Source organism: Actinoplanes italicus, assembly GCF_003001815.1.
GTDB lineage: Bacteria > Actinomycetota > Actinomycetes > Mycobacteriales > Micromonosporaceae > Actinoplanes > Actinoplanes italicus.
In genome coordinates, this window is sequence record NZ_PVMZ01000018.1 from 141416 (window position 1) to 158464 (window position 17049).

Annotated in this window: 14 protein-coding genes; 8 read left to right on the forward strand and 6 right to left on the reverse strand. The window is 70.9% G+C overall.

Features of this window, described 5'->3' with window-relative positions:
* The first annotated feature begins 2 nt into the window (after positions 1-2).
* From CLV67_RS35440 to CLV67_RS35455, 4 genes are all read left to right on the forward strand, one after another.
* The gene (locus CLV67_RS35440; protein ID WP_106326392.1) at positions 3-2708 is read left to right on the forward strand and encodes an exo-rhamnogalacturonan lyase family protein; all 2706 of its coding nucleotides are present in this window, start codon (positions 3-5) and stop codon (positions 2706-2708) included.
* A 74-nt stretch (positions 2709-2782) separates the two neighbouring features.
* Positions 2783-3340, forward strand: coding sequence for an RNA polymerase sigma factor (locus CLV67_RS35445; RefSeq protein ID WP_239166373.1), 558 nt, complete (start codon positions 2783-2785; stop codon positions 3338-3340).
* Positions 3337-4443 (forward strand): hypothetical protein, encoded by a 1107-nt coding sequence (locus tag CLV67_RS35450; RefSeq protein WP_106326394.1) that lies wholly within the window; start codon positions 3337-3339, stop codon positions 4441-4443. Before CLV67_RS35445 ends, CLV67_RS35450 begins: the two co-directional genes overlap by 4 nt.
* 140 nt (positions 4444-4583) lie before the next feature.
* Entirely contained in the window at positions 4584-6098 is a 1515-nt protein-coding gene (locus CLV67_RS35455) for a serine/threonine-protein kinase (RefSeq protein WP_106326396.1), read from the forward strand.
* Between the two features lie 9 nt (positions 6099-6107).
* On the opposite strand, the gene CLV67_RS35460 is transcribed toward CLV67_RS35455, so the two are convergent.
* The 3 genes from CLV67_RS35460 to CLV67_RS35470 are packed head-to-tail and all read right to left on the reverse strand — an operon-like array spanning position 6108 to position 8735.
* Positions 6108-6977 (reverse strand): hypothetical protein, encoded by an 870-nt coding sequence (locus CLV67_RS35460; RefSeq protein ID WP_106326398.1) that lies wholly within the window; start codon positions 6975-6977, stop codon positions 6108-6110.
* Positions 6974-7297, reverse strand: a complete 324-nt coding sequence (locus CLV67_RS35465; protein WP_106326400.1) for a PadR family transcriptional regulator — start codon at positions 7295-7297, stop codon at positions 6974-6976. Before CLV67_RS35465 ends, CLV67_RS35460 begins: the two co-directional genes overlap by 4 nt.
* A gap of 40 nt (positions 7298-7337) precedes the next feature.
* Positions 7338-8735, reverse strand: coding sequence for an aminotransferase-like domain-containing protein (locus tag CLV67_RS35470; protein WP_106326402.1), 1398 nt, complete (start codon positions 8733-8735; stop codon positions 7338-7340).
* Positions 8736-8800: 65 nt separating this feature from the next.
* Between CLV67_RS35470 and CLV67_RS35475 the strand changes: the two genes are divergently transcribed.
* The 4 genes from CLV67_RS35475 to CLV67_RS35490 all read left to right on the forward strand — a co-directional run bounded on the left by CLV67_RS35475 (position 8801) and on the right by CLV67_RS35490 (position 13411).
* Positions 8801-9976, forward strand: coding sequence for a trans-sulfuration enzyme family protein (locus CLV67_RS35475; RefSeq protein WP_106326404.1), 1176 nt, complete (start codon positions 8801-8803; stop codon positions 9974-9976).
* A 52-nt stretch (positions 9977-10028) separates the two neighbouring features.
* Complete coding sequence (locus tag CLV67_RS35480; RefSeq protein ID WP_106326406.1) at positions 10029-10250, forward strand: hypothetical protein; 222 nt, start codon at positions 10029-10031, stop codon at positions 10248-10250.
* Between the two features lie 89 nt (positions 10251-10339).
* Complete coding sequence (locus tag CLV67_RS35485; protein ID WP_106326408.1) at positions 10340-10939, forward strand: TetR/AcrR family transcriptional regulator; 600 nt, start codon at positions 10340-10342, stop codon at positions 10937-10939.
* Positions 10940-10954: 15 nt separating this feature from the next.
* Positions 10955-13411 (forward strand): MMPL family transporter, encoded by a 2457-nt coding sequence (locus tag CLV67_RS35490; protein WP_106326410.1) that lies wholly within the window; start codon positions 10955-10957, stop codon positions 13409-13411.
* 920 nt (positions 13412-14331) lie between these two features.
* Here the strand turns inward: CLV67_RS35490 and CLV67_RS35495 are convergent.
* From CLV67_RS35495 to iolB, 3 genes are all read right to left on the reverse strand, one after another.
* On the reverse strand, positions 14332-14991 hold the full coding sequence (locus CLV67_RS35495; protein WP_106326412.1) for an NADPH-dependent F420 reductase: 660 nt from the start codon (positions 14989-14991) through the stop codon (positions 14332-14334).
* Positions 14992-15535: 544 nt separating this feature from the next.
* Positions 15536-16222, reverse strand: a complete 687-nt coding sequence (locus CLV67_RS35500; RefSeq protein ID WP_106326414.1) for an SDR family oxidoreductase — start codon at positions 16220-16222, stop codon at positions 15536-15538.
* Positions 16222-17046 carry a 5-deoxy-glucuronate isomerase gene (gene iolB, locus CLV67_RS35505; RefSeq protein WP_106326416.1) on the reverse strand — a complete coding sequence of 275 codons (825 nt, stop codon included), beginning with the start codon at positions 17044-17046 and terminating at the stop codon, positions 16222-16224. The genes CLV67_RS35500 and iolB overlap by 1 nt, the downstream gene beginning before the upstream one ends.
* Between the last annotated feature and the right edge of the window lie 3 nt (positions 17047-17049).

The window sequence follows — 17049 nt, forward strand, 5'->3', positions numbered from 1 at the left end:
CCATGTCGTCAATCTCCCGCCGCACCTTCGTCCGCGGCGTCGCGGCCACTCCCCTGTTCGCCGCCGCCCCCAGGCCCACCGGCGCCCCGCTGCGCTTCCACGCCCCGGCCACGGCGCCCGAATCCGTCACGGTGAACTGGCTCGAGGACAAGCCCGGCACCAACGTCGGCAGCACCTGGGGCGTGCCCTGGCCGCAGGGCGCGGTCCCGGCGGACTCGCCGTTCGCGCTGGCCACGCCGGACGGCGCTGCGGTCCCGGTGCAGAGCTGGCCGATCGGCTACTGGCCGGACGGGTCGCTCAAGTGGAGCGCGCACGCCCTGCCCGCCGATGCTCCCGTGCACGACACCTATGTGCTGAGGCGGACCACCGGCCCGGCACCGGCTGCCGCCGTCACCGTGTCCGATCGGCGCGATTCCATCGTCATCGGCACCGGCTTGATCGACGTAGTCGTCGGCCGGCGCGGAGAAGCCCTGATCCGCTCCATCTCCCGCGATGACACCGTGATCGCCAGGGATCTCCGGCTCGTCAGTCTCCGCCAGACCACAGCCGACGACGGTGACGAGCGCCGGACCTCCCGCGAGCGCCTGACCAGCGATGTCCGCAAGGTGACGATCGAGCAGCGCGGGCCGGTCCGGGCGGTCGTGAAGATCGAGGGCACCCACCGGCGGCGCGGACGGTCGTGGCTGCCGTTCATCGTGCGGCTCTACTTCTACGCCGGGGCGTCGCATGTCCGGGTGGTGCACACGTTCCTGTTCGACAGCGACGGGCAGAAGGAGTTCATCGCGGGGCTCGGTGTCCGGGTCGGCGTGCCGATGCGCGACGAACCCTACGACCGGCACATCCGGATCTCCGGGGACGGTGACGGGCTCCTGCGTGAGGCGGTCAAGGGCATAACCGGCCTTCGGCGAGACCCCGGGGCTGCGGTACGGACGGCGCAGCTCGCCGGCCGGAAGCTGCCCGACCCGGCCACCTGGGACCAGCGGGTCACCACCCGGCTGCCGTTGATCCCGGCCTGGGGTGACTACACGCTCGCCCAGCTCAGCTCGGAGGGCTACACGATCCGTAAGCGCACCAAGGCCGGGCACGGGTGGATCGATGTGGACGCGGGACGCCGGTCGAGTGGGTTCGGTTACGTCGGCGGGGTCAGCGGCGGGCTCGGGTTCGGGATGCGCGACTTCTGGCAGAAGTACCCGGCGCAGCTCGACATCCGGGGCGCCGACACCGACGAGGCGACAGCGACGCTGTGGATGTGGTCGCCCGAGGCCGGGCCGATGGACACCCGGTTCTATCACGACGGTCTCGGCCAGGACACCTATCCCGAGCAGCTCGAAGGGCTCAACATCACCTACGAGGACTACGAACCCGGATTCGGTACGCCCTACGGCGTCGCCCGGACCACGGAACTCACGTTCTTCGCGCTGGCCGCCACCCCGTCCGCGCCGGAGCTGGCGGCCCTGGCACGTACCGTCGCCGCCCCTCCGCAGATCGTGGCCCCGCCCGCCCACCTGGCCGCCGCCGGCGCGTTCGGCGGCCTCTTCAAACCCGTGGACCGGTCCGCGCCCGACCGCGCGAAGATCGAGGACCGGCTCGACTTCCTCTTCGACTACTACCGTGATCAGGCCGAATCCCGGCACTGGTACGGGTTCTGGAATTACGGCGACGTGATGCACACGCCCGACGTGGATCGGCACGTGTGGCGTTACGACATCGGCGGCTACGCGTGGGACAACTCGGAACTGTCGCCCGACCTGTGGCTGTGGTTCGCCTACCTGCGTTCCGGGCGGGCCGACATCTTCCGCTTCGCCGAGGCGATGACCCGGCACACCGGCGAGGTCGACGTCTACCACCTCGGGCAGTGGGCCGGGCTCGGCACCCGGCACGGTGTGCAGCACTGGGCCGACAGCGCCAAGCAGCAGCGCATCAGCACCGCCGTCTACCGGCGGATCTTCTACTTCCTCACCGCCGACGAGCGCGTCGGGGACCTCATGCACGAACTGGTCGACTCCGACCGTACGTTCCTGGCCCTCGACCCTCTCCGGAAGATCCGCACCGAGCCGTACACGCCGGACCCGCACGCCCTGTCGATCGGCCTCGGCACCGACTGGAGCGGGCTCGCCGCGGCCTGGCTCACCGAATGGGAACGCCGCGGGCCGAAGGCCGCCGCCGCCGAGAAGAAGCTGCTCGCCACGATGCGGACCATCGGGCGGATGCCGAACGGGTTCGTCACCGGCAGTGGTCTCTACGACATCGACACCGGGGAGTTCGCGGTCGCGCAGAAGACCGTCAGCGTGTCACACCTGAGCGCCATGTTCGGGCAGGTCGAGATCTGTGCCGAACTGATCGCGCTGGTCGACCTGCCGGCCTTCGAGGCCGCCTGGTTGCAGTACTGCCGGCTCTTCAACGCCACCCGCGAGGAGCAGACCGCGGAGACGGGCGCCCACTTCGGCAACCTGATCCTCAAGCAGGGCCACTCCCGGCTGACCGCGTACGCCGCGGCCCGCCTCGGCGACGCCGCCCTGGCCGCCCGGGCGTGGCGGGAGTTCAACGCCACCGACGGCTACACCGACGCCTCCCCGTGGCGTACCACCGCCCTGACCGGGCCGGAGGTGCTCAACCCGGTCGAGGACGCGCCCTGGGTGGACACCAACACCACCGCCCTGTACGGGCTCGCCGCCATCCAGAACCTGGCGCTGCTCCCACCCGCCTGAGTTCACGCCGGCCGTGGCATCCGCGAGCCGCGGCCGGCGGTAACGTTCGGGGGCGTGCCGGACATGGACGTTTCGTGATCTCTCCCGATGAGCGGTTCCGGCGTGTCTACGCGGCCAACTTCGAGGCGATGCTCGCGTACGCGACACGCCGGGTCGAACAGCCCGAGGACGCGTCCGACATCGTCGCCGAGACGTTCCTGGTGGCCTGGCGGCGCAGCACGGACCTGCCACCCGACGACGAGATCACCCTCTGGCTGTACGGGGTGGCCCGTCGCGTCCTGGCCAACCACCACCGGGGCGGCGCGCGCCGCGAACGGCTCGGCGAGCGGCTGCGGCACCGGTTGAGCGGCCTGATCTCCGCTGATCCGGGGAACGAGGTGGCGCAGCGCCTGGCTGTGCGCGACGCGCTCGCACGGCTTGGCGACGTGGATCGGGAAGTCCTCACGCTCACCGTGTGGGAGGGACTGCAGCCCCGCGAGGTCGCCGAGGTGCTGCGGCTGAGCGCGGGCACCGTGCGGACCCGGCTGTCGCGGGCGCGGGCCCGGCTGCGGGAACTCGTCGGTGACGATCCTCCGGACGCCGGACATGTACTCGACGTCCTGACCGCGACCGCCCCGGAGGAGGGCCGATGAGCGACGAGCAGCTGGACCGCCTGGTTCGCGACGCGGACCCGTACCGTCCCGAGATCGTCGGACGGCTCGACGGGGCGCAGCAGAGTCTCCTGGAGGAGATCATGTCCGCACCTCCCGTCAGTGTCCTCCCGCTGCGCCGCCCGCTGCGCCGCCCGCTGCGCCGCCGGTTCGCCGCCGCGGTGACCGCTGCCGCCGCCGTCGCCGGGCTGATCGGGGCCACCGCCCTGCTGCGGCCCGAGCCGGAGTCGCCGCTGGTGCTGCCCGGCACCGGCGCGAGTGCCGGGATCGGCACGAGCCCCTCGGCCTCGACGGGAACCGGCGGCGAGGAGGCCGGCCGACTGCTGGATCTCGAAACCGCCGGGACTTACCCCCGCCTGATCGTCGGCGAGAAGGGGTGGAAGCTCACCGTGATCTACGGGTACGGCGCTCTGGACGGCACCGCGTCGTATTCCAAGGACGGTGGCACCGTCGAGTTCGACTGGTCGGACGAGAAGTTCTACCAGAGCCGCTACGAGGACCGGCTGTATGCCGGCAAACCGCGCCCGACGACCGTGGCCGGGCGGCCGGGGCACCTCTTCGACCGCGGCACGTGGGACCACGAGGTGCTGCTCAAGCCCAAGGACGGCACCTTCATCGACATCCGCGCCGGTGGCATGACCGCGGCACGGTTCCAGCAGCTGCTCGACCGGGTCGTCCGCGTCGGCCCGGAGGAGTACCTGGCCTCATTGCCGCAGCAGGTCGTCACGCCCGGTGAGGTGCCGAAGGAGGCCACCGCGATCCTCGCCGACGTTCCGCTACCGCCGGGCCTCGACATTCCGGGCCTCGAGGTGAACGGCATCAACTCACCCGACCTGTTCACCTCCCGGGTCATGATGAAGGTGACCTGCGAGTGGCTCAGCGAGTGGAAGCGTGCCGACCGGGCCGGCGACGAATCCGGTTCCGAGACGGCGGCCGCCGCGCTGCGGGGCGCCACCGGATGGAGGGTCTTCAAGGAGAAGAAGGACGCGGGCGGCTGGTCGCAGCAGGTCCGCGACCTCGCCGCCGAGGCCGTCGGCGCCGACTATCCGGACGGGTACGAGAACCGGCTCAGCTGTGATCGATGACGGGGGTACAGCTCAGCGGTTCTCCGTGGCCCTCCTCGCGCAGCCGCAGCCGGCGTGTCCCACGACCTCCGCCCTCACGCCTGCGTCGCGGGCCCCATCAGGTGGTTTTGCGGTTTGATCGAGGGCGGTAGATTCCTGGCATGTCCGGGGGTTCGGCACGGGTGGTGGGCGACCGGTACCGGCTGGACGGCTGGCTGGGCCGGGGCGGCATGGGTGCGGTCTGGCAGGCCCACGACACGCTGCTCGGGCGCGACGTCGCGGTCAAGGAGATCTACCTTCCGGGTGCCGACGACGGTCCGGTCGGCGCGGACGACCCCGCGATCCGCCGGGCGATGCGCGAGGCGCAGGCCGCGGCCCGGCTGCGGCACCCCGGCATCGTCACCGTGCACGACGTGGTCGTCCAGGACGGCCGGCCGTGGATCGTGATGGAGCTGGTCGGTGGCGGGTCGCTGGCCGGGGCCATCCGCGAGCACGGGCTGCTGACCGAACACCGGTGTGCCGCCATCGGGCTCCAGGTCCTCGACGCGCTGCGCGCCGCACACCGCGACGGCGTGCTGCACCGCGACGTCAAACCCGCGAACATCCTGCTCGACGGCGACCGGGTGGTCCTGACCGACTTCGGGATCGCCGCGCTCGACGACGCCACCGCGCTGACCACCACCGGCCAGATGATCGGCTCCCCGGCGTACCTCGCGCCGGAGCGGATCAACGGCCGCCCGGCGACCGCCGCCACCGACCTGTGGGCGCTCGGCGTCACCCTCTACACGGCGGTGACCGGCCGTCCCCCGTTCCACGGCACCGACACGCAGAGCACGCTGGCCGCCGTCCTGCACGGCCGTCCGGAGACGCCCGCGCACGCCGGGCTGCTGTGGCCGGTCGTCAAAGGCCTGCTGGCCAAGGACCCGGCTCGCCGGCTCACCGCGGACCAGGCCCGGCCGCTGCTGGAGGCGGTGGTCCGGGCCCACGCCGAGGAGTCCGGCCGCAAGCGGACCCGGCGGGCGGCCCGCAGGGACCGGCTCCGGCCGGACGGCCCGGAACCGGCGCCCACCGTTCCGGCGCCGCCGGTGACCGTCGCCGCGCCGACCGCGGTACGCCCACCGGACGGTCCGACCGCCGCCGGGGCGCCCACGGCCGTACCCGATCGGGGTCTTCCAGGGCGGAGGCCGTTGATCGCCCTGATCGTCGTCAGCGCGCTGCTCGCGGCGGGTGCGATCGCCCGTGAGGTCTGGCAGTACACCGGGCCGGCCGAGTCGGCGCCGCCGGGCCCGAGCACCACCACGCCCAGCAGCGCCGGTTCCCCGTCGGTCAAGGCGGTGCCCGCGGCCTTCGTCGGGCGCTGGTCGGGCCGGGCCAGCCAGCCGGGCGGCAGCGTCACCTCGTGGAAGGTGACGATCACGTTCGCCGAGGCGGCCGCTGTCGGCGAGTTCGAGTCGTCGACGCTGAACTGCACCTGGAGTCTCACCCTCGCCGACCCGGCCCCGACGGAACGGGAGATGCACCTGCTGCAGGAGAAGACCAGCTGGGACCCGATCGGGAACTGCGTCACGACGGCCGACCTGACCCTGCGTGTGGATCAGCGCGGCCGCCTCGAGATGCGCTGGCAGGCGATCGGCGACAAGTCCAATCAGGCCACCGCCTGGCTGACCCGCTCCTGAGCGGGGCTCTCAGATCAGTGACCGGCGCCGGCTCAGGGTCGCCGCGGCCACCAGGGCGATCGCCGGCAGCGTGGTGATCGCGAGCCCGAGAAGAATCGCGCCGTCGCCGAGGTATCCGCTGATCAGGACGACGAGGAAACCGGTCAGCACGTTGCAGGCGAACACCGCCGCGACCGCGAGCGGCACCCGGGCGTCCACGAACGACCAGAGCAGCGCGACCGTCACGAGAATCAGCAGCATCTGCTGCTGGATGAACCAGGACGGGCCCAGGTACTGCCCTGAGCCGGTCGGCAGCACGACGATCGCCGGAACGACGGCGAGCAGCCAGAACAGCGGCGAAGACCTCTCCCGGCGCGGGGCGAACAGCAGCACCACGGTGAGCAGGGCGGCGAGTGGGGTGGCCCAGTAGCCGTCGGCGCCCCACGGCATCCCGTGCCGCCATTGGGCGACCGTGGCGACCGGCAGCGCGAGGACGGCCGCGATGGCCGCGAGCCGGTGGGCGCCACGGGACAGCGCGACCATCGCGGTCAGGTGCAGGACGAGGGCGCAGAGACTGACGACCGCGAACTGGACGAGGCCGTCGGGCGCGGTGACGACCGCCCGCACGTCGAGCGGAACCGCCTCGAGGACGTCCTTCGCGGCCGCGTAGACGAGCAGGGCGAGCGCGGCCAGCCGGGCGGCCGAGAAGGCGAACTCGGACGGGGTGCGCTGCACGTCGGCCCCGGTACGGGCCCGCATCGCACCGGCGATGAGGGCGGTGGCTTCCCGTACGCGGAAAGCGCCGTTGACCTGAAGGACGGTGTCGAGGATCTCCTCACGCGGGTAACGCGCCGGATAGAGACGGACGAGCCGGGCGTAGCGGCGTTCCACCCTGGTCATGCGGGACGCACCACCGTCCGGGTGACCCGGCGCTCGGTGACGACGCGCGCGGCGGCGGCCAGTTGCTCGGCGTGGTCCTTGAGGGCGGCGCCGCCGGTCGGCGTGAGCTCGTAGGAGCGCCGCGCCCGGCCGTTGACGATCTGCTCGTCGACGACCCGGATGAGGCCGGTGCCGGTGAGTCGCTCGAGTGCGGTGTAGAGCGTGCCGGTGGCCAGGCGGATCCGCCCGGTGGACAGCTCCGACGCCCGTTGGATGATCGCGTATCCGTGCAGCGGCCCGTCCTGCAGGGCCGCCAGGATGAAGTACGTGGTTTCCCGCATGCCCACGACTATACGTAGTGCAACTACATATGACGAGTCATTAGACGGCGATCGCTGGCAGCGGTGTGACGGCGGGGCCTCCGGCGTAGCCGTGCCAGGCGTCGGCCAGGGCGGACACCGCAGCCGTGAGCTCGGCGGGCGGGGCCACGAAGGGCAGGCGTACCCGGTCGGTGCTGCCGCCGGACGCATCGAGCTGATTGCCCGGCAGCACCGCGACACCGTGCCGGAGCGCGGCCTGCGCGAACGAACCGGCGTCGCCGCGTGGCAGCCGTACCCACAGGGTCTGCCCGCCGTCCGCTGGGTCGAACGTCCAGTCGGGCAGGTGTTCGCGCAGCTCGGCGCAGAGGTGGTCATGGCGCTCGCGAAGCTGGAGGACACGGGCCGCCGCGAGAGCGTCCAGGTCGGCGAGCAGGTAGGTCGCGGCGAGCTGGTCGATCACCGCGCTGCCCAGGTCGTGCACCGCCTTGAGCCGGGCCAGCCGTCCGATCAGGATCGGGTCGGCCCGGATCCAGCCGACGCGCAGGCCGCCCCACACCACCTTGCTGAGCGAGCCGACACTGATCGTTCCCGGCAGCAGCGGCTGCGGACCGCCGAAGTCCAGCTCGGCGAGCACGTCGTCGACGACGAGGGGCACTCCGGCGGCACGGGCCGCCTCGGCGATCTCCCGGCGCGAGGTCTCCGGCAGGGTCCGGCCGGTCGGGTTGTGACAAACCCCGATGTGGTACGCGAAAACGGGCGCCCGCGCGAACGCGGAAGCGAAGTCGTCGCCCACCGGCAGCGGCACGGCCGCGTGCTCCCGCAGCACCTCCAGCATCCCCGGATAGGTGGGCGCCTGCACGGCGACCTCGTCGCCCGGCGCCACCAGCGCGCGGGTGAGCAGCGACAGCGCCTGCTGACCACCGGTGGTCACGAGGATCTGCCCGGCTTCGGTGGAGAGCCCGCGTGACGCGTACCGCTGGGCAATGGCCTGCCGTAACCGTGGGTGACCCGCCGGGAAGTAGCCGAGGCCGTCGTCGAGGCGTGTCAGCGCCGCCCGGAAAGCGTCGCGGCACTCGGGCGGCGCACTGAGCGGCCCGGCGCACGCGAACTGGGAGACGTGATCGGGCTGTTCGAGCAGGTGCAGGAAGACCGGGTTGCCGGTCGGCTCGGCGGACGGCACCGCAGCAGGCGCGGAACCGGCCACCCAGGTGCCGCTGCCCTGCCGCCGGAGGAGGCGCCCCTCCTCTCGTAACAGATCGTAGGCGGCGACGACGGTGGTCCGCCCGGTGGCGAGCCCGGCCGCGAGGGCCCGGTCGGTGGGCAGCCCGGTGCCGGGCGGCAGCTCGCCGTCGTCGATGAGGGCCCGGAGGCGACCGGCCAGGAGCAGGTAGAGCGGACCGCGGCCGGCGGACCAGCGGCCGAGGCGGGCGGCGAGCTCCGCGGACGTGATTGGACTCATCGACAAACCAATCTAGCGGCATTGGCTCTGTCGCGGCACCGCCACGGGCACTCAGGATCGGAGGTATGCATCCCGACACCCGCGTCGTCCACATCCCTGTTCCGGTTCCGGACAGCACGCCGCTGAGCGTCCCGCTGTATCAGACGTCCTCGTTCGCGTTCGACGATCCGGATCCGCTGGCCGACGGGCTGAACCGGCCCGACGGGTCCTACGTCTACTCCCGCTTCGCCAACCCGACCGTGCGCGCCCTGGAGGAGGCGGTCGCGGAACTGGAGGGTGGCGCCGCCGCGATCGCCACCGGCTCCGGGATGGGCGCCGTGTCGCTGCTGCTGCACAGCCTGCTGCGCGCCGGCGATCACGTCATCGCCCAGCACACCCTCTACGGCGGCACCCATGCGGCGCTGCGCAAACTCGCCGATCGCTACGACCTCACCATCTCCTTCGTCACGGGGCACGATCCCGAGGAGGTACGGAACGCGATCACCCCGCGGACACGGATCCTCTACCTGGAGACGATCGCCAATCCGACCGGTCACTCGAGCGACCTACCTGCCCTCGCACCGATCGCCAGAGAGGCCGGGGTGGTGACGATCGTCGACAACACGTTCGCCACTCCGCTGCTGTGCCGGCCGATCGACCACGGCGCCGACGTGGTGCTCCACTCGGTGACGAAGTTCCTGGGCGGGCACAGCGACGTGACCGGCGGCATCGCGGTCTTCGCCGACGACGCCCTGTACCGCGAGGTGTGGGGCGAGGCGGTCGAGTTCGGTTCGGTCACCGACCCGTTCGCGGCCTGGCTGACGCTTCGCGGCCTGCAGACCCTGCCGCTGCGGATCGCCCGGCACACGGACAACGTGGCGCGGGTCGCCGGGTTCCTGGCCGATCATCCGGCGGTCGAGCGTGTGCTGTGGACCGGCGCGCCCGGCCATCCCAGTCATGCGGTCGCCACGTCGTACGTCCGCGGCTTCGCCGCTCCCTTCTGTTTCGATCTGGCCGGCGGTTACGAGGCGGGCCTCACATTCCAGAAGGCGGTACGGGTGATCAAGCTCGCACCGTCGCTGGGCGGCACACAGACCCTGATCCTGCACCCGGCGTCGAGTTCGCACCGCCAGCTCGACGCCGACCAGTTGCGGGCCGCCTCGATCGGCCCCGGCACGATCCGGATCGCGGTCGGCATCGAGCACCCCGACGACCTGATCGACGACCTCCGTCAGGCATTGGATGGTTTCCCGGCCCGCTGAACGGGCATCGACAGGGGTGCAGGACATTCACCACCGGACAGGAGGCCCCCCGATGGCCGGGAACGAACACGAGGTCAACCGCAGCGCGAAGACCGGCAAGTTCGTCAAGGAGAGCACCACGCAGCGGAATCCGAGCACCACGACCACCGAGCAGGTGGGTGGTGACTCCGGCCACGGTGACCGCGAGGTCAACCGGAGCGCGAAGACCGGCAAGTTCGTCACGAAGACCACCACTGAGCTGCACCCCGGCACCACCGAGACACAGCAGCGCTGACGTCTCTCGGCAAAGGGCCGCCCTCCACGCACCGGTGGAGGGCGGCCCTTGCTTTGCACCTAGTGCAACGATGCACTTAGTGTAGAAGCGTGACCATCGATCGCCGGGCGGCGCTGAAGGCACGTCACCGGCGCGCCATCCTCGACGCGGCGAACGCCTTGATCTCCGAGGGTGTCCGGTTCAGCGTCGACCAGCTCGCCGAGCGCGCCGACGTCTCCCGGCGCACCATCTTCAACCACTTCGCGTCGATCGACGACGTGGTGACCACGGTCTGCACCGAGATGCTCGCCGTGGTGATCGACGGCTTCCGCACCAACGTCACGTCCGGTGAGCGGGCGTCGATGTTCGCCGACGTCGCCGGGGCCCTCCGGGTGACCGACGTGCCCGGCATCATCGGCTATCTGTGGCGGGCGCTCGGCGGGTTCGCGCCCGGCGACCCGCAGGCCACCCAGATCTTCCAGGCCACCTTCACGCGAACGTCGGAGGAGATGGCCCGGGAACTGGCCCGCCGCTACCCGGAAGCCGACCCGCTCGACGCCGCGATCCTCGTCAGCTCGCTGATGAACGGCGTCGTCGTGATCGCCACCCACTGGATCGGCGTGACCGCCGCGGGGACCGACCAGCATTCCCGTGATCTGTGGCGCAACCTGCTTGAACGCATGATCGAAACTGTCCGCACCGGCTATTAGAAGGACCGAGACACATTGGCCGAGTTTCTCTACCGCGTGGGCCGCTTCTGTGCCCGGCGGGCCGGGGTCGTCCTGGCGTCATGGTTGGTGATCCTGGGCCTCGCCGTCACCGGCTACTTCGTCGCCCGGGGTGAGCTGTCCCCGGTCGTCGACATCCCCGGCACCGAGACCGCGAAGGTGAGCGAACGCCTCGGCGAACGGCTGCCCGTCGCGGCCGGCGGCAACGGCAAGATCGTCTTCCGCACCCCCGACGGGGCGCAGCTGACCGAAGCCCAGCGGGCCGGGATCACCGCGCTGCTCAAGTCGACCGCTGAGCTCGAGGGCGTCGGCTCGACCACCGACCCGTTCGCCATCGAGAAGCAGATCGCCGACCGGCAGGCGCAGGTCGACGACGGTCTCAAACAGATCGCCGACGGCCGCGCCCAGATCAATGACGGCCAGCAGCAGCTCAACCAGGCCAAGAGCTTCTGGGACAGCCTGTCGGCCGCCGACCGGGCGAAGGTCGAGACCCAGCAGGCGACCCTCATCGAGAAGAGCAAGGAGCTGGAGGCGCAGGCCGCGAAGCTGGCGCGTGGTCAGCAGCTGCTCGCCATGTCGGCGCCGATCCGTACCGTCTCGGCGGACGGCTCCACCGCGGTGGCGCAGGTCCAGTTCGAGGTGCCGCAGCTCGACGTCACCCCCGAGACCAAGGAGCGCGTCGTCGAGCACGTCGACGCGGGCCTGCCGGGCGGTGTCGAGGTCCAATACTCCAACGAGATCACCCAGGGCCTGCCGGAGCTGGTCGGCGTCGGCGAGGTGGTCGGCCTGATCATCGCGGCGATCACGCTGCTGGTCATGCTGCGTACGCTCATCGGCGCCGCCCTGCCGATCCTGACCGCCCTGGCCGGCGTCGGTATCGGCGTCACCGCGTCGCTGGCGCTCTCCGGTGCGGTCGAGATGCTGTCGATCACCCCGGTGCTCGGCGTCATGCTGGGCCTCGCCGTCGGCATCGACTACTCACTGTTCATCCTCAACCGGCATCGGCGGCAGCTGCTCGACGGCGTGGACTTCCAGGAGTCGATCGGCCTGGCCAACGGCACGTCCGGCAACGCGGTGGTGTTCGCCGGGTCGACGGTGCTGGTGGCGCTGCTGGCGCTGAACGTGACCGGCATCCCGTTCCTCGGCCTGATGGGTACGGTCGCCGCGATCTGTGTGGCCGTGGCCGTACTCCTCGCCGTGACCCTGACCCCTGCCCTGCTCTCGCTGATCGGCAACCGCGTCCTCAACCGCAAGGCGAAGGCGCAGTCGAACGCGAAGGTCAAGCCGATGAGCACCGGCCGCGCCGTGACCACGGTTCTGGTCCTGCTGATCGCGCTGGTCGCGGTGGCGATCCCGGCCATGTCGATGCGGCTGGGCCTGCCCGACGGCTCTTCCGAGGCCCAGGACTCCTCCCAGTACCAGGCGTTCAAGACCATCGAGCAGAAGTTCGGTGCCGGCGTCAACGGCTCGCTCGTCGTCGTCGCCGACCTGCCGGCCCCGGTCACCGGCGACGACCTGATCGCCGAGCAGGTCCGGATCGGCACGCTGCTGCTGGCCCAGAACAACGTGTCCGCGGTCGCCCCGATCGGTGCCTCCGCCGACAACCGGACCCTCGGGTTCCAGATCATCCCGCAGGAGGGACCGACCACGGCCGAGACCGAGCAGCTGGTCCATGACCTGCGCGGCCTCTCCCCCGTCGCTTCTTCCTCCGGTTCTTCCGGTTCTTCTTCCGGGGACGTGGTGCTCGGCGTGGCCGGCAGCGCGAGCGGCAACATCGACATCTCGGAGAAACTGGCCGACGCGCTGCCCGGCTATCTGGGGCTGGTCATCGGCATCAGCCTGATCATCATGATCCTGGTGTTCCGGTCCATCCTGGTACCGGTCACCGCGACGCTCGGCTTCATCCTGTCGCTGTTCGCCACGTTCGGCGGTGTCACCGCGATCTTCCAGTGGGGCTGGCTCGGCGCCGTCTTCGGCATCCACGACCCGGGCCCGGTGCTGAGCTTCCTGCCGACCATCCTGATCGGCATCCTGTTCGGCCTGGCCATGGACTACCAGCTGTTCCTGGTCTCCGGCATGCGCGAGGCGTACGCCCACGGCGCTCCCGCCCGGCTCGCCGTCCAGCAGGGCGTGCACGCCGGCCGTACGGTGGTCACCGCGGCCGCCATCATCATGATCAGCGTCTTCGGCGGCTTCATCTTCTCCAACACCGCCATGATCAGGTCGCTCGGCTTCGGCCTGGCGTTCGGCGTCCTGGTCGACGCCTTCCTGGTCCGCATGCTCCTCATCCCGGCGGTCATGCACCTGCTGGGCAGCTCGGCCTGGTGGATCCCCCGCTGGCTCGACCGCATCCTGCCCAACGTGGACGTCGAGGGCGCCGCCCTCGAACGCGCCCACCCGGCCGGCGCCCACCACACCGCCCACGCCGAACCGGCGGAGCCCGCCCTCCGCTGACCCCTTCCGACGCCTCGCTGCCGGTGCGCCACTGCCGGCAGCGAGGCGTCGCCCTTTTCCGCCGCCACCGCGCCTCCGCCACCGCGCCTCCGCCGCCACGCCTCCGCCAACCGCTTTCGCCGCGTCGGCCGCCGCAGACTCGACGCTCATCGCGATGGCAAGCGTCTCCGCCAGATCTTGTGACGTTGAGGCGGCCGCGACGGCCGAACCCCACAAGATCCACGCGGCCGGGCACCGCACGACGAAACGTCACCGATCTTGTGGCCTTGGGGCGGGTACAACGGCCGAACCTAACAAGATCTACGCGGTGAGGATGTCGTACGGAGGCATCACCGATCACGGGCGCTAGAGAGCCTTCGCGGTCAGGGTGCGGCCCGCCAGCCGTAGCTCAGCCGTGGAAGCCGGCCGGCAACGGAGGGCAGCGGGATCGCTTGACCGGCTTGAAGAGCGCGGCCTGATCCGGTGCTCCGGAGAGCGCCGCCGTGCAGGGCCGGTGGTGCGGCGGTGGGATCACACGTAGCCGTTGCGCGCGATCCTGACGCCGCGATGGTGACGGCAGGCGTCCACGGACCGGCGGCGTGGGACCTCACCGTTGTTGCCGACGACGTCAGGAGCACACGCAAAGCCTGGATGTGTGCCCCAGCCGTAGCCAAGCCACGTCATGGCAGCTGGATTCGAGGGCTGAGACGGGGCTGCCGAGCTGGACCTCGACTGCGAAAGCTCTCTATTTGCCCCTCGCGCGAACTTGGACTTTGACCGCCGTTCCGGCCTGGAAGAGGATCCAAGATCTGCGACTGCTTGTGGGTCTTGAGCGCCAGGTTCGGCCCTGCAGCCCGGCGGCCCTGCAGCCCGGCGGCCCTGCAGCCCAGCGGCCCAGCGGCCCAGCGGTGTCCGAGACTCACGCGGGCGGCGAACAGCGCTCAAGATCCGGCTGCGGCGAGCATGGCCCGGACACCGGCGGCGTCGGTGTTGGAGCCGAACAGGGCGGTTCCGGGTTCCATACGTACGCCCTCGGCCAAGCCGCCGGCCTCGACCGGGTCGAAGCCCAGCCGGTCGACGAGTTCGGCCACCGCGGCAACGTCGGTGGGGTCGTCGCCGGCGATGGCCATGGCCTTGCGGTGGGGTGAGCCGGCGGGACGGGCCTCCTCCTCCAGCACGTGGTAGCCCATGTGGTTGAACGCCTTCACGACTCGCGCGCCGGGCAGTGCGGCCCGGACCAGGTTGCTGGTGTCGGCGCGCAGTTCGTCACGGTGACCGTCGACCTCCCACCAGTAGTTCATGGCGTCGATGACCAGTTTGCCGCTCAACACCCCGGCCGGGACGGTGCGGTGTTTGCCGAGCGGCAGCGCGAGTACGACGACGTCGGCGCGGGTGGCGGCCTCGGTCGCGGTGACGGCGGTGGCGCCGGGCGCCAGGACACTGACGATGAGGCCGATCTTCGACGGGTCGCCGGAGCCCGCGATCAGGACCCGGTATCCGGCCGCGACGGCGAGCCGGGCCAGGACGGTGCCGAGTTTGCCCGCGCCGAGAATGCCGATGGTGGTCATGACCGAACCCCTTCCAAGTGGTTGACGTGTCATCCAACTATGGGGGAGCCGACTTTATGCCGGTACGGCCGCCGGACACCCCGCCGGCCGTAGCCGAGCCACCGACAAGCGGCCTGCCGGACGAGCGGCGCGCACCACACACATCGCCATCCGTAGCCCTCCACCGCCGGCAACCCGCCCATCGCCAGCCGACGCGCCACCTACCCGCCAGCCGTAGCCGATGCCGGTGAAACACCAGGCGAAGGGCGGGGCCGAGGTACAGCAAGGACTCGCTGACCGCAGGTCAGGCAGGTTCCGAGAGCGAACTGCGGTCGCGGGGGTTCGACTGCCGGCGGCGCATGAGGCGGGTTCGGAAGTGCTCGGAACCCGCCTCATGTACGGCCGGGCGACCCTTGCGGTGCGCCCGGCACGACGACCGCCGGCGCCTGCGGGAAGGGTGGCAGGCGACAGCCGGTGAGTGGGGATCGCAGCCCGGCGGTCGCGCTGTCGGGCCGGACCCCCACCTACGGCGCGTCGTGGCCACGGCACGGGCATGGTGCGTTCGGCGCGCCGCGCAGGTCGTACCGTAAAAGGATCTTCAGCGGGCCAACCAGCCCCCGTCGACCGGAAGGACCGCCCCGTGCACGTAGCGGGCGGCGTCCGAGGCCAGGAAGACCACCGCGCCCTTGAGATCGTCGGCCTCGCCCCAGCGCCCGGCCGGGATGCGGTCGAGGATCCCCGGCGCCCGGTCCGGGTCGGCGCGCAGCGCGGACGTGTTGTCGGTGGCCATGTAACCGGGCGCGATGGCGTTGACGTTGACCCCGAAGCCGGCCCACTCGTTGGCGAGTGCCCTGGTCAGACCGAGGATCGCGTGTTTGCTGGCGGTGTAGGCGGGCACCCGGATGCCGCCCTGGAACGAGAGCATCGACGCGATGTTGATGATCTTCCCGTGGCCCTGGGCGATCATCCGCTGGCCGGCCGCCTGGGAGAGCTGGAAGGCGGCGTCCAGGTTGACGGTCAGGACGTCGTTCCAGTCACCGGCGGTGACCTCGGCGGCGGGTGCCCGGCGGATGATCCCGGCGTTGTTGACGAGGATGTCGATGCGATCCAGTTCGGACACGTACGCGTGCAGGTCCGCGGTGGCCAGGTCGAGCTCCCTGCTGCCGGGCGCGATCACCGAGGCGCCCGCCTCGGTGAGGGCTTCGGCGCACGCGCGGCCGAGTCCGCGGTTGCCGCCGGTGACGAGAGCGACCCGCCCGTCCAGGCGGAAGCTGTCCAGAACCATCAAAGGCCCAGATCGCGCAGCGTGGGCACGGTCTTGCCGACCCAGCTGAGATCGGTGTCCTCGTGTGCGCCCTGGGTGCGCTGCGATCCGGCGAGGAACCACAGGTAGTAAGTGGTGTAGCCGGGCGCGCTCACGACGGTGTGATAGCCCTCGGGCATCATGTGCATGCCGTGGTCGCGGACCGTGAAGTTCTCCTCGTAGCCCTCGTCGGTGTACATCCGGCAGATGCCGAAGCCACCGTCCGGCGCGACCCGGAAGTAGTACATCTCCTCGTGGGCGGCCTCGGCCGGCAGGTTGTCGTTCTTGTGCCGGTGCGGCGGATAGGTGCTCCAGTTGCCGGACGGGGTGAACGTCTCCCCCACGATGAGCCGGCGCGCGGGCAGAGAGGGTTGGGCGATTTCGGTCAGGATCTGGTGGTAGTTGCGGCCGAAGTTCGCCCCTCCCCAGCGGCCGGACGCGACCTGGGAGGGCCCGATGACGTAGGGGTCGACCGCAAGATCGCTTGGAGCGCTCGGCAGGGCGATCTCCACCGCGTCAAGAGCCGTAATCGAAATGTCAGAATTAATTGGGATGTAAACCGAATGAGGCTTACCAGCGAACACGTTCGCCCGCCCGCCGACGGCGGCGAACTTCTCTCCTCCGACGGTGAAGTCAGCCGTCCCGCCGAGGATGACGGCGAGGATCTCACGGTCCCCGGAGGAGCCCGACCACGTCTCCCCGGGCTGCAGTGTGAGCAGCTGGAAGTCCAGCAGCGAGCACGGGTTGAACGGCAGGGAGTTGAGCCCCGGCTGAGCCGGGATGTTGCAGTGATACCGGTAGTCCATCGT

Bases quoted from the DNA above. Each gene is read 5' to 3' on its own strand.
- CLV67_RS35450 (WP_106326394.1), top strand. From the start codon at position 3,337: ATGAGCGACGAGCAGCTGGACCGCCTGGTTCGCGACGCGGACCCGTAC.
- iolB (WP_106326416.1), bottom strand. From the start codon at position 17,046: ATGGACTACCGGTATCACTGCAACATCCCGGCTCAGCCGGGGCTCAAC.
- CLV67_RS35470 (WP_106326402.1), bottom strand. From the start codon at position 8,735: ATGAGTCCAATCACGTCCGCGGAGCTCGCCGCCCGCCTCGGCCGCTGG.
- CLV67_RS35500 (WP_106326414.1), bottom strand. From the start codon at position 16,222: ATGGTTCTGGACAGCTTCCGCCTGGACGGGCGGGTCGCTCTCGTCACC.
- CLV67_RS35480 (WP_106326406.1), top strand. From the start codon at position 10,029: ATGGCCGGGAACGAACACGAGGTCAACCGCAGCGCGAAGACCGGCAAG.
- CLV67_RS35495 (WP_106326412.1), bottom strand. From the start codon at position 14,991: ATGACACGTCAACCACTTGGAAGGGGTTCGGTCATGACCACCATCGGC.
- CLV67_RS35440 (WP_106326392.1), top strand. From the start codon at position 3: ATGTCGTCAATCTCCCGCCGCACCTTCGTCCGCGGCGTCGCGGCCACT.
- CLV67_RS35475 (WP_106326404.1), top strand. From the start codon at position 8,801: ATGCATCCCGACACCCGCGTCGTCCACATCCCTGTTCCGGTTCCGGAC.
- CLV67_RS35460 (WP_106326398.1), bottom strand. From the start codon at position 6,977: ATGACCAGGGTGGAACGCCGCTACGCCCGGCTCGTCCGTCTCTATCCG.
- CLV67_RS35455 (WP_106326396.1), top strand. From the start codon at position 4,584: ATGTCCGGGGGTTCGGCACGGGTGGTGGGCGACCGGTACCGGCTGGAC.
- CLV67_RS35465 (WP_106326400.1), bottom strand. From the start codon at position 7,297: ATGCGGGAAACCACGTACTTCATCCTGGCGGCCCTGCAGGACGGGCCG.